Source organism: Nocardioides sp. 31GB23, assembly GCF_040012395.1.
In the GTDB taxonomy this organism is placed as follows: domain Bacteria; phylum Actinomycetota; class Actinomycetes; order Propionibacteriales; family Nocardioidaceae; genus Nocardioides; species Nocardioides salarius.
Window position 1 is genome coordinate 1 of sequence record NZ_JBDYKJ010000039.1, and the last position, 11,955, is coordinate 11,955.

Here is an 11,955-nt window from a genome sequence, read left to right on the forward strand (position 1 = left end):
GTCGTGGTCTGAGTTGTGGCTCGACTCGTGTGCCCCAGGACGCGCCCTGGCGCGGCCAGGGACCACGACCCGGACCACGACCCGGACCACGACCCGGACCACGACCCGGACCACGACCCGGACCACGACCCGACGGGGGGGACCGAGGCGCGTCAGCGGTTGCGGTCGAAGACCAGGCCCAGGCCGCGCAGCGTCAGCCACGGGTCGTGCACGGTGAAGACCGAGCACTCCTCGAGCACCAGCGGGGCCAGGTGGCCGGTGGCGACCACGGTCATGTCGTCGGTGCGCACGCCGAGCTCGGCGACCATGCGGTGCACGATCCCCTCGACCTGGGCGGCGGCGCCGAAGACCATCCCCGACTGGAGCGCCTCAACGGTGTTCTTGGCGATGACCGAGCGCGGGCGCGCCAGCTCGACCTTGCGCAGCTGGGCGCCGCGCCGACCCAGCGCCTCGAGGCTGATCTCGATGCCGGGGGCGATGGCGCCGCCGACGTACTGGCCCTGGGCGCTGACCACGTCGAAGGTGGTGGCGGTGCCGCCGAAGTCGACGACCACGGCCGGGCCGGAGTGCAGGGTGGCCACGGCCAGGGCGTTGATGATGCGGTCGCTGCCGACCTCGCGCGGGTTGTCCATCAGCACCGGGATGCCGGTGCGCACCCCCGGCTCCACGACGACCCGGGGCACGTCGTCGAAGTGCGAGCCGAGCATGTCGCGCCACTCGTGCAGCACCGACGGCACCGTGGAGCAGACCGCGAGCCCCTCGATCTCGGAGGTGTGGCGCCCCAGCAGGCCGCGCAGCAGCACCGCCCACTCGTCGGCCGTACGCCGCTCGTCGGTGCCGACCCGCCAATGGGCCAGCACGTCGTGGCCGGGCCCCTCGGCCGCGGGCTCGAGGAGCCCCAGCACCGTGTGGGCGTTGCCGATGTCGGCGGCCAGGAGCACCACGGCTCAGTCCTCGCGGAAGTCGAGGCCGAGGTCGAAGACGCGCACCGAGTGGGTCAGCGCGCCCACGGAGATGAAGTCGACTCCGGTGGCGGCCACCGCGCCCGCCCGCTCGAGGGTCAGCCCGCCGGACGCCTCGAGGGCGGCGCGGCCGGCGGTCAGGCGCACCGCCTCGGTCATCGTCGCGTCGTCCATGTTGTCGAGCAGCACCTCGGTGCAGCCCGCCTCGAGCACCGCGCGCAGCTGGTCGAGGTCGGTGACCTCGACCTCGACGCGCACGTCGGGGCTGGCGGCGCGCACCGCGCGGTAGGCCTCGACGACGCCCCCGGCGGCGACCACGTGGTTGTCCTTGACCATCGCCCGGTCGACCAGGCTCATCCGGTGGTTGAGCCCGCCGCCGCAGCGCACGGCGTACTTCTGCAGCGAGCGCCAGCCGGGCAGGGTCTTGCGGGTGTCGAGCACCCGCGCCGAGGTGCCCTCGAGGGCGGCGACCCAGGCGGCGGTCGCGGTGGCCACCCCGGAGAGGTGCGAGGCGAAGTTGAGGGCGGTGCGCTCGGCGGTCAGCACCGCGGCGACGGGGCCGGCGACCGTCATCACCACGTCGCCGGGGCTCACCCGGGAGCCGTCGGGCACCCGGTGCAGCACCTCGAGGTCGTCGCCCAGGCCGTAGCGGAACGCCATCTCGGCGACCCCCAGCCCGGCGACCACGCCGGCCTCGCGGGCGGCGACGTCGGCGACCGCGTGGCCCATCGGCGGCATCGCGGCGCTGGTGACGTCGTCGGCGCCGCCGGGCAGGTCCTCCTCGAAGGCGTCGGCGACGTGGGCGTGCACGCCGCGGGGGTCCAGGCCCGCCGCGGCGAGCTCCTCGACCAGGGCGCGCGGCAGGTCGCCGAGCGAGGTCCGGGCGATCATGACGTCCCTCCGCTGGTGGTGGCCCCGACCGCGACCAGCGCGTCGCTGGCCGGCTCGGGGTGAAACTCGACGCTGCCGACGCCGTCGCGCATCACCACGTCGAGGTGGCCGGCCCAGTCGGCGTCGTCGCGCTCGGGGTGGTCCTCACGCCAGTGCGAGCCGCGGGTCTCCTCGCGTCGGGTGGCCGCGTCGGCCAGGGCGGCGCTGATGGTGAGCAGGTTGGTGGTCTCCCAGGCGGCCACGTCGACGGTGTCGCTGGGGGTGGCCACCAGCGCGTCGAGCCGGGCGGTGGCCTCGTCGAGCCCGGCGGCGGTGCGCAGCACGCCCACCCGCGAGGTCATCACCTCCTGCACCTGGCGGCGTACGCCGGCAGCCACGAGCCCGGCGGTGCGCCGGTCGGGCACGGGCTCGGCCCAGGGCCGCAGCTCGCCGGGCAGCACGGTGGCGATGCGCCGCGAGAAGACGAGCCCCTCGAGCAGCGAGTTGGAGGCCAGCCGGTTGGCGCCGTGGACGCCGGAACAGGCCGCCTCACCGGTGGCGTAGAGCCCGGGCACGTCGGAGCGGCCCCACACGTCGGTGCGCACCCCGCCGGAGGCGTAGTGGCAGGCGGGGGCGACGGGGATCGGGTCGGTGACCGGGTCGACGCCGTGGCTGCGGCACACGGCGAGGATGGTCGGGAAGCGGCGCTCCCAGAAGCTCGCCGTGGGCTCGTCGCCGCCGATGCGGGTCGCGTCGAGCCACATGTGCGGCAGCCCGGTCTCGAGCATCCGCCGCATGATGGCCTTGGCCACCACGTCGCGGGGAGCGAGGTCGGCCAGCGGGTGCACGCCCTGCATGAACCGGTCGCCGTCGGGGCCGACGAGCACCGCGCCCTCGCCGCGCACCGCCTCGGAGATCAACGGCTGCTGGCCCACGGAGTCGGGGCCCAGGTACATCACGGTGGGGTGGAACTGCACGAACTCGAGGTCGCGCAGGGTCGCCCCGGCCCGCAGCGCCAGCGCCATCCCGTCGCCGGTGGAGACCGCGGGGTTGGTGGTCTGGGAGAAGACCTGGCCCAGGCCGCCGCTGGCCAGCACCACCGCGCGGCAGCGCACCGCGCCGACCCCGTCGCGCTGGCCCTCCCCCATCACGTGCAGGGTCAGGCCCGCGACCCCGCCGTCGGCGGCGAGCAGCAGGTCGACGGCCAGCGCGTGCTGGACCACCTCGATCTCGGGGGCCCGCTCCACGGCCGCGACCAGCGCGCGCTGGATCTCCGCGCCGGTCGCGTCGCCGCCGGCGTGGGCGATCCGGTCGCGGTGGTGGCCACCCTCGCGGGTCAGCGACAGCTCGCCCTGCGGGTCGAGGTCGAACTGCGCACCCAGGCCGATCAGCTCGTGCACCGCCTCGGGACCCTCTGTCACCAGCGCGCGGACCGCCTCGAGGTCGCAGCCGCCGGCGCCGGCCACCAGCGTGTCGCGCTCGTGCTCCTCGGGGGTGTCCTCGGGGCCGAGCGCCGCGGCGATGCCGCCCTGGGCCCAGCGGGTCGAGCCCGCGGAGAGCACGTCCTTGGTGACGACCAGGACCTTCTCGCCGGGGCCCAGCGCGTCCTTGAGGCGCAGGGCCGCGGTCAGGCCGGCGATGCCGGAGCCGATGACCACGACGTCGGCCGAGGTCGTCCAGCCGGGCTCGGGCGCGGTGAGGCGCCCGGGCACGCGGCGTACGGGGCTGGTGGTGGGCATCGCGTCAGGCTAGTCGCAGGCGCTGTGGGCGCGGCTCGGGCGTGGCGCTCAGCGACCGGCGGTGACGTCGCCGCGCACCAGGCCGGGACCGTCGAAGGTCTCGGCCGGGTCGTAGCCGGTCGCCATGATCTTGTTGTCGCCGTCGACGAAGACGACGTGCGGCTGCAGCTCCTTGGCCTCCGCGGTCTCCATCTGGGCGTAGGCGATCAGGATGACCAGGTCGCCGGGGTGCACCAGGCGCGCGGCGGCGCCGTTGATGCCGATCACGCCCGAGCCGCGCTCGCCGGCGATCGTGTAGGTCTCGAGGCGGGCGCCGTTGGTGATGTCGACGATGTGCACCAGCTCGCCGGCCAGCAGGTCGGCGGCGTCGAGGAGGTCCTCGTCGACGGTCACCGAGCCCACGTAGTGCAGGTCGGCCTGGGTCACCGTCGCGCGGTGGATCTTGCTCTTCATCATCGTGCGCAGCATGCGGATCACTCCTGGTGGTGGGGCTGGTCGGGGGAGGTCGCCGGGCGACCGAGGACGAGGGGGAGGTTGTCGATGAGGCGGGTGCTGCCGACGCGGGCGGCGATCAGCACCCGCGCGTCGGTGCCGGCGGGCACGTCGTCGGGCAGCGCGGCCAGGGCGGGGTCGGTGATCTCGAGGTAGTCGAGGTCGACGCCCTCGGCGGCCCGCAGCTCGCCGCGGGCGGCGTCGAGGGCGACCTTGGCGCCGTACCCGCTCGCCTCGACGGCGGCCAGCAGGGTGCGGCTGAGCGCGACGGCCTGCTCGCGCTGCTCGGGGTCGAGGTGCACGTTGCGGCTCGACATCGCCAGCCCGTCGGGCTCGCGGCGGGTCTCGGCGCCGACGACCTCGACGCCCTGGCACAGGTCGGCGACCATCCGGCGGATCAGCACGAGCTGCTGGTAGTCCTTCTCGCCGAAGACCGCGACGTCGGGGCGCACCAGCCCGAAGAGCTTGGCGACCACGGTCAGCACGCCGCGGTAGTGCCCGGGGCGGGTGCGGCCCTCGAGCACCTCGGCCAGCGGGCCGGGCTCGATGGTGACCTCGGGCTCGCCGCCGGGGTAGACCTCGTCGACGGTGGGTGCGAAGACGACGTCGGCACCCTCGCGGGCGCACACCTCGAGGTCGGCCTCCAGGGTGCGCGGGTAGGTCTCGAGGTCGGCGGCCTCGCCGAACTGCAGCGGGTTGACGAAGACCGAGACGACGACCGGGCCGCCGTCGACGTGCTCGCGCGCGACCCGCACCAGGGAGGCGTGCCCCTCGTGCAGCGCGCCCATGGTCGGCACCAGCCCGACCCTCAGGCCGTCCCTGCGGGCGGGCGCGAGCTGCTCGGCGAGCTCGCTGCGGGTGCGGACGAGGATCGGGGCGCTCACCGGCTCTCCCGCGTCACCGCGGGCTCGGTGGGACGCGCCGGGGCCACCGGCCGGGCGGGGTCGGGCGCGGAGTGCTCGTCGAGCAGCTCGTGGATGCGCAACGCCCGCAGCGGCACGATCCGGCCGTCGGTGACCGCCCGCCCGAGCGTGGCGCGGGCGAGGGCGACGTACGACGCCTTGGTCTGGGGGGCGTTGGCGGTGATGTCGTCGAGGTGGGCGCGCACGGTGCCGACGTCGCCGCGCACGATCGGGCCGGTCAGCGCGGCGTCGCCGTGCTCGAGGGCGTTGTCGAGGGCGGCGACCAGCAGCGGGCGCAGGGTGCCGGCGGGGTCGTCGGCACCGGCGGCGGCCAGCACCTCCATCGCCTCGGTCACCAGCGTGACCAGGTGGTTGGCGCCGTGCGCGAGACCGGCGTGGTAGAGCGTGCGCATCTCCTCGGGCACCCACATCGCCCGGCCGCCGAGGTCGGCGACGACCCGCTCGGCGACCTCGCGCTCACCGGCGCCGGCGGTGAGGCCGAAGACGCAGCCGGAGAGCCGGTCGAGGTCGAGCGCGGTGCCGGTGAAGGTCATCGCGGGGTGGATGGCCGCGGTGCGCGCACCCGCGGCGCGAGCGGGCTCCAGGACCGCCAGGCCGTGGCGGCCCGAGGTGTGCACGACCAGCTGGCCCTCGCGCAGCGCGCCGGCGCCGGCGAGCGTGGTGACGACGTTGTCGAGCATGTCGTCGGGCACCGTCAGCAGCAGCAGGTCGCAGGCCCTGGCGACCGCGGTGGGCTTGTCGTTGGGGACGCCCGGCAGCAGCGCGGCGATGCGCCCCAGGGTGGCGTCGGAGGCGCCGGCCGCGGCGACGACCTCGTGGCCGGCGTCGCGCAGGCGGGCAGCGAGGACGGCGCCGACGCGTCCCGCGCCGATCACCCCCACCCGCAGTGCGGGGAGAGACATGTCAGAACCTTTCGTTCCAGTCCCTCCGACCACCCCCACGTCGGTGCAGCCGGGGCTGCGGGCGCGGGGGCCGGGGTGGGTACCGGACGTCGTGTCCGTCAGATACCCCATGAACGGTACGCCGCTCGGGCAACACGCGTAACCCGCGACGGTGTGACCTGGCCCACCGCCGCCGTTGGTCGAGCAGCGAGGGCCGAAGGCTCGAGCGACGCCGAGACCCCGCCACCACCCGGCGTACGCCGGTGCGAAGTTCAGGCCGGGTCAGTGCGCAGTTCGGGCCGGGTCGGCGCGAAGTTCGGGCCGGGTCAGCCGACCTGGAGGGGGCGCGGGGCGCGGGGCAGCCAGTCGCGGGTGACGTGGTCGACGACGTGCACGCCCTCGGGGGCGCGGATCTCGTGCACGCCCGGCGGCACGGTGCCCTCCTTGAGCGCGTGGAAGACCGCCCACTCGCGGCGCTTGCGGCGGTTGCGCCACGAGGTCGCGAACGACGCCGGGTCGGTCCAGTGCGCGAACTCGTCGCCGTGCAGGTCCTTGAGCTCCACGCACAGCCCGTGCGGCAGGCCCATGGTGCGGCAGTTGTCGGGCGTCGAGCGGATCTCCCACTCGAAGGCCTTGGTGAAGACGAAGTCGGGGCCCACCGGGTAGCCCCACTCCTCGGCGTTGCGCAGCCCCAGGTCGAGGTAGGCCAGCGACTCGTCCTCGAGGTAGAGCCCGTGGCGCGGCACCCGGATGATCGACTGCACGCCGCCGACCTGCCAGGTCAGGTCGGACATCGAGACCTCGCCCTCGGTGGTCAGCACCATGTCGCCGTCCCACTTCCAGGAGTAGCGGGTGCCGACCTGGGCGAAGCACCAGTTGTAGAAGTACGACAGCGAGTGCACCGACAGCTCGTGCACCGCGAGGTGCTCGGCGCCGGCGCGGGCCACCTCGAAGGGGTACGTCAGCTGGGTCAGCTTGTGGGACAGCCCGGCGTCGGCGGCGGCACGGGCCGCCACCTCGGGGGTGCCGTCGGTGGAGCCGTTGTCGACCACGACCACGTGGTCGGTGGCGCGCAGCAGCGGCGGCAGCACGAACGGCAGCGCCATCGACTCGTCCTTGACCCGCAGCACCGCGGTGGCGCCGGGGCGCAGGCCACCGGGCCGGTTCCAGGGCCAGGTGATGTCGAAGTCGGTGTGGCCCTCGATGTTGCGCAGGCCCTCGGGGTTGCGGATCGCGTTCACGACCGGCTCAGCGCTCGCGCCCGGCGGCCTTGCGCAGGCCGCGTCGTACGCTCGGCGGGATCGCGGCGCGCAGGCCGTGGGGGATCCGGTCGACGGCGGAGCCGGGGGCCGGGGCGGCGGGCCCAGGTGTGGGAGCCGCCGGGGCGGGGGCCTTGTCGCGCCCGCGCCGGGTCTTCTGCTCGGCCGCGACCACCGAGGAGCGCGAGATGGCCTCGGACTCCTCGTAGAGGTCGACGTAGGTCTCGCGCAGCTGGTCGAGCGCCTGGTGCACCTCGGGCTGGTCGCCACCGGGCTCGGCGAGCTTGTTGAGCTCGTTCCAGGTCTCGGCGGTCAGCTCGTGCAGCCGCTGGGGCAGCCCCAGGTCGTCGAGCGAGCCGGAGACGCGGCGCAGGCCGGGGTCGACGAAGCGGTGCCCGTCGCGGATCCGCTCGGACTTGGCGTTCACGACGTGCTGGAGCCCGAGGGTCTCCCCCACGTGGCTGGTCGCCTTGACCCAGTCGTCGAGCAGGTCGCCGTAGCGCACGAAGACACGGCCGCCGTCGGCGACCGACTCGCGGGTGGCGCGCTCGGTGTGCAGCAGCATGTTGAGCCACGACGCCGCCAGGTGCGCCGAGCCGAGCCGGTTGGCGTAGTACTTCTGCTTGCTGCCCACGACCTCCGAGGGCGGGCGCAGCATCGTGGCGAAGACGGGGGTCGCGCCGCAGCGGATCGAGGCGACCCTCCACAGCGAGAGGAACCAGCTCAGCCGCGGGTCCTTGACGACCAGCTCGGGGTTGACCGCGAAGTGGCCCTCGAGCCACTCGGCGGTGGCGATCCGCTCGGGCTCGCGCGCCGAGACCCGGCCGGTCTCGAACCACGCGTCGGGGCGCGAGTCGCTGACCTGCACCACGGCCTCGCGCAGCAGCCGCGAGTGGTGCTCGACGGCCCAGGCGGGCTCGGCGAAGCCCTTGGGGTTGGTCTCGTCGGGCTCGACCTCGGGCTGCGGCACGTGCAGGCCCAGGATCTTCATCAGCCCCGCCATGGTGCTGGTGCCGGAGCGGCCTGCGCCCGCGACGAAGAGGACCTTGCGCGGGTAGCTGGACGGGTCCGGGTCGGCGGGCACGGCGAAGGGGTCGGCACTCACGGGAGGCGATGCTATCCCCGCCCGCGCCGCAGCGCCCGTCCTGGATAGCGTGGGCCCATGAAGTTCGGGCGGCGCGCACCGCTGCTGAGCGTGGTCGTGCCCGTCTACGACGTGGCCGACTACCTGCCCGCCTGCCTCGAGAGCCTGCTCGCGCAGACCTACCGCCCGCTCGAGGTCGTGGTCGTCGACGACGGCTCCACCGACGGCTCCGGCGCGATCGCCGACGAGTGGGCCGAGCGCCACGACGAGGTCCGGGTCGTGCACACCGGCAACCACGGGCTCGGCGCCGCCCGCAACACCGGCGTCGCGCACGCCCGCGGCGAGCTGCTGGCCTTCGCCGACTCCGACGACGTCGTCCCGCCCACGGCGTACGACGCCCTGGCGCGCGCCCTGCGCGGGCGCGGGGTCGACCTCGCGACCGGCTCGATCGTGCGGTGGGAGGGCGACGCGCTCGTCGAGCCGCCGTGGATGCGGCGGCTGCACCGCGAGCGGCGCACCGTCGCGATCGAGGAGCACCCCGAGGTGCTGGGCGACGTGTTCGCGTGGAACAAGCTGGTGCGGCGCTCCTTCTGGGACGACCAGGGGCTCTCGTGGCCCGAGGGCCTGCGCTACGAGGACCAGCCCACCACCACCCGCGCGTTCCTGGCCGCGCGCCGCTTCGCGGTGCTGCCGGAGGTCGTCTACCACTGGCGGATCCGCTCCGACGGCTCGTCGATCACCCAGCAGCGCTCCTCGGTCGAGGACCTGCGCGACCGGTGGGTGACCAAGCAGATGTCACTGGCCAGCGTGCGCGAGCACGGTTCCCCCGCGGTCACCGAGGTCTTCCTCGACCGGGTCCTGGCCGGCGACCTGCACCGCTACTTCACCGAGATCCCCGGCTGCGACGACGAGTGGTGGGCGCTGCTGCACGAGGGCGTCGTCTCGCTGTGGGGCGAGCGGTCGCTGGTGCACTCCGGGCTGACCCCGGTGCACCGGCTCACCGGCTGGCTGGTCGAGCAGGGCCGGCGCGCCGACGCCGCGGCGGTGATGACCTACGTGGCCCAGCACCCCGGGCCCGTCCCGCGCCGGGACACACCGGCGGGCGCGGTCATCGACGTACCCCTCGGGGACGACGCAGCGCCCGTGCCGCACGAGGCCGTGGCCCTGCGCGCGCACGAGCGCTGAGTCGTCAACACGTTGGTCGAGGAGGGACGAAGTCCCGTCTCGAGACCACCGTCAGGTCAGAGCAGACCCTCGGACTCCAGGAAGTCGCGGGCCACGTCCTCGGGCTTCTCGCGGTCGACGGCCATCCGGCCGTTGAGCTCGGTGAGGGTGTCGGTGTCGAGGGCGGCCATCAGCTCCTCGAGGATGTCGGCGACGCCCTCGTTCTGCTCGAGGAAGCCCTCGGCGACGGCCGGCACCAGGTTCTGGGCGGGCTGGATCTCCTGGTCGTCGTCGAGGACGACGAGGCCGAGCGACTCCAGGGTGCCGTCGGTGGTCGAGGTCTGGCCCAGGTCGGACTCGCCGTCGAGGACCGACTGGTAGGTCTGGTCGCCGGCGTAGCCCAGCGGCAGCACCTTGGTGATGTCGATGCCGTACTCCTCGCGCAGCCCGGCCTCGCAGTCGAGGCGGCCCTCGCAGTCGGGGGCGGCGGCCAGCACGACCGACTCGCCCTCGAGGTCGGAGAGCACCTCCCAGCCCTCCTCCTCGGCGCGCTCGACGGTGACGAAGTAGGCGTTGGTGTCGGTGGCCTCCGAGAGCTCGAGCAGCTCGATGCCGGCCTCGTCGAGCAGGTCCTCGCCGGCCTCGGCGAGCTCCTCGCCGTCGCCGGCGGTCAGCTGCTCGCCGCTGCCCTGGTCGGAGGTGGAGTTGAGGAAGTTGACGATGCCGCCGACGTACTCGGGCACCACGTCGACGTCACCGGGGAAGGTGGCCATGTAGGCGTCGCGGGAGTCGACGAGCTGCACGGTGGGCTCGTAGCCGGCGTCGGCGAGCAGCAGCTCGTACATCGAGGCCATCAGCGCGGCCTCGGGGAACGACTGGGAGGCGATCGTGACGGGCCCGCCGCTGCCGGCCTCGGAGCCGGTGTCGTCGCCGGCGCTGCTGTCGAGGTCGTCGCCGGCGCAGGCGGCCAGGGTCAGGGCACCGGCGGAGAGCACCGCGGCCAGGGAACGTCGCACCATCATGTGGGGTCCTACCTTCTGTGTCCCGCGGGGCCGGGGCCCCGCGCGTGTCCGGTCAGCAGGCGGCGCCCACTGCTCAGCCGTCCTCGTGGCCGGCCTGTCCCAGCGTAGACACCTCCGCGGACACCTCCCCCTCACCCGTCCGGGCAGCCCGGCGCACCGGGTCGAGCGAGCGCTGCACCGCGGCGGCGAGCAGCTCGAGCACCAGCGCGACCGCGGCGACCACGATCGCCCCGGCGATGCCCTTGCCGTAGTCGGTGCGGAAGAAGCCGTCCGTGATCACCCGGCCCAGCCCGGGCCCGGCGACCAGCGCCGCGATGGTCGCGGTCGCCCAGACCTGCACCAGCGCGAGGCGCACCCCCGACATCACCAGCGGCAGCGCCAGCGGCAGCTCGGCGCGCCGGAACTGCTGCCAGCCGCTCATCCCCATGCCCCGCGCCGACTCGCGCACGTCGGGCGGCACCTCGCGGACCGCGACGTAGGCGTTGGTGATCAGCGGCGGCAGGGCGAAGAGCGCCAGCGCGACCAGGGTGGAGATGCCGGCGCGGCCGTAGGGGCCGACGTCGCCGGTGCCGGGGAACGCCCCGGCGGTCCAGCCCCAGGGGTCGCCGGCCACGAAGATCGCCAGCAGCGCGAAGGTCGGCACCGCCCGCCCGACGTTGGAGATGTTGATGGCCAGGAAGCCGCCGCGGCCCAGGTGGCCCAGCCACAGCGCGACCGGCAGCCCGACCACCATCGCGGCCAGCAGCGCGGTCAGGGTGACCAGCAGCTGCTGGACCAGCAGCTCGAGCATCCCGCCCGGCCCGGTCCAGCTGTCGGCGTCGCGCAGGTGGTCCAGCGCGTCGAGGAGCACGCCCACGAGATCAGCCCGCCGTCCGGGTCCAGGGCGTCAGCACCCGCTGCGCCAGCACGATCACGACGTCGAGGAGCACCGCCAGCACCACGCACAGCACCGCGGCGGTCAGCAGCTGGGCGCGGAAGTTGCTCTGCACGCCCTCGGCGATCAGGTTGCCCAGCCCGCCGTAGGCCACCAGCGACCCGACGGTCGTCAGCGCCACGGTCGAGACCGTGGCCACCCGCAGCCCCGCCATCACCACCGGCACCGCGAGCGGCAGCTCGACGCGCAGCAGCAGCCGGCCGTCGCCGTACCCCAGCCCGCGCGCCGACTCGCGCACGTCCTCGGGCACCGCGCGCAGCCCCTCGAGGATCGCGCGCACCAGGACCGTCAGGGCGTAGAGGCCCAGCCCGATGACCACCGTGGTCGCGCTCAGGCCGGTGAAGGGCACCAGCAGCGGGAAGAGCGCCAGCGACGGCACCGTGTAGAGGCCGGTGCTGACGCCCAGCACGGTGCTCTCCAGCCGCGGCAGCCGCCGCGCCAGCAGTGCGAGCGGGAAGGAGAGGGCCAGCCCGAAGAGCACCGAGGCGATCGTGATGGCCACGTGCTGGGTGGTCGCCTCGACGATCTCGGGGCGGTAGTCGACGACGTAGTCCCAGCACACCCACTCGTTGGTCAGGCGCCCGTAGCAGCTCGGACCGTCGTCGGCCTGCGCGAGTAGGGTCAC

General features: G+C 74.5%; 12 protein-coding genes. 1 reads left to right on the plus strand and 11 read right to left on the minus strand.

Annotation, left to right across the window (positions count from 1 at the left end; translation table 11 throughout):
- Positions 1 to 152 precede the first annotated feature (152 nt).
- From ABKW28_RS13545 to ABKW28_RS13580, 8 genes are all read right to left on the minus strand, one after another.
- Positions 153 to 944 carry a type III pantothenate kinase gene (locus ABKW28_RS13545; RefSeq protein WP_348610471.1) on the minus strand — a complete coding sequence of 264 codons (792 nt, stop codon included), beginning with the start codon at positions 942 to 944 and terminating at the stop codon, positions 153 to 155.
- A gap of 3 nt (positions 945 to 947) precedes the next feature.
- Positions 948 to 1,853, minus strand: coding sequence for a carboxylating nicotinate-nucleotide diphosphorylase (gene nadC / locus ABKW28_RS13550; RefSeq protein ID WP_348610474.1), 906 nt, complete (start codon positions 1,851 to 1,853; stop codon positions 948 to 950).
- Positions 1,850 to 3,571, minus strand: a complete 1,722-nt coding sequence (locus ABKW28_RS13555; RefSeq protein WP_348610477.1) for an L-aspartate oxidase — start codon at positions 3,569 to 3,571, stop codon at positions 1,850 to 1,852. Before ABKW28_RS13555 ends, nadC begins: the two co-directional genes overlap by 4 nt.
- A gap of 48 nt (positions 3,572 to 3,619) precedes the next feature.
- On the minus strand, positions 3,620 to 4,039 hold the full coding sequence (gene panD, locus ABKW28_RS13560; protein WP_193669933.1) for an aspartate 1-decarboxylase: 420 nt from the start codon (positions 4,037 to 4,039) through the stop codon (positions 3,620 to 3,622).
- A 5-nt stretch (positions 4,040 to 4,044) separates the two neighbouring features.
- Positions 4,045 to 4,947: a pantoate--beta-alanine ligase gene (gene panC, locus ABKW28_RS13565; RefSeq protein WP_348610480.1), complete on the minus strand. Its 903-nt coding sequence runs from the start codon at positions 4,945 to 4,947 to the stop codon at positions 4,045 to 4,047.
- Positions 4,944 to 5,888, minus strand: a complete 945-nt coding sequence (locus ABKW28_RS13570) for a Rossmann-like and DUF2520 domain-containing protein (protein WP_348610483.1) — start codon at positions 5,886 to 5,888, stop codon at positions 4,944 to 4,946. Before ABKW28_RS13570 ends, panC begins: the two co-directional genes overlap by 4 nt.
- 305 nt (positions 5,889 to 6,193) lie before the next feature.
- Positions 6,194 to 7,108 carry a glycosyltransferase gene (locus ABKW28_RS13575; protein WP_193669936.1) on the minus strand — a complete coding sequence of 305 codons (915 nt, stop codon included), beginning with the start codon at positions 7,106 to 7,108 and terminating at the stop codon, positions 6,194 to 6,196.
- A gap of 7 nt (positions 7,109 to 7,115) precedes the next feature.
- Positions 7,116 to 8,231: a sulfotransferase family protein gene (locus ABKW28_RS13580; protein WP_348610486.1), complete on the minus strand. Its 1,116-nt coding sequence runs from the start codon at positions 8,229 to 8,231 to the stop codon at positions 7,116 to 7,118.
- A gap of 57 nt (positions 8,232 to 8,288) precedes the next feature.
- Here ABKW28_RS13580 and ABKW28_RS13585 point away from each other — a divergent pair, with 57 nt between their 5' ends.
- On the plus strand, positions 8,289 to 9,395 hold the full coding sequence (locus ABKW28_RS13585; RefSeq protein ID WP_348610489.1) for a glycosyltransferase: 1,107 nt from the start codon (positions 8,289 to 8,291) through the stop codon (positions 9,393 to 9,395).
- 56 nt (positions 9,396 to 9,451) lie between these two features.
- On the opposite strand, the gene ABKW28_RS13590 is transcribed toward ABKW28_RS13585, so the two are convergent.
- From ABKW28_RS13590 to ABKW28_RS13600, 3 genes are all read right to left on the minus strand, one after another.
- The gene (locus ABKW28_RS13590; RefSeq protein ID WP_348610492.1) at positions 9,452 to 10,396 is read right to left on the minus strand and encodes an ABC transporter substrate-binding protein; all 945 of its coding nucleotides are present in this window, start codon (positions 10,394 to 10,396) and stop codon (positions 9,452 to 9,454) included.
- A gap of 73 nt (positions 10,397 to 10,469) precedes the next feature.
- Positions 10,470 to 11,252, minus strand: a complete 783-nt coding sequence (locus ABKW28_RS13595) for an ABC transporter permease (protein ID WP_307822872.1) — start codon at positions 11,250 to 11,252, stop codon at positions 10,470 to 10,472.
- A 4-nt stretch (positions 11,253 to 11,256) separates the two neighbouring features.
- Positions 11,257 to 11,955 (minus strand): ABC transporter permease, encoded by a 699-nt coding sequence (locus ABKW28_RS13600; RefSeq protein ID WP_341242448.1) that lies wholly within the window; start codon positions 11,953 to 11,955, stop codon positions 11,257 to 11,259.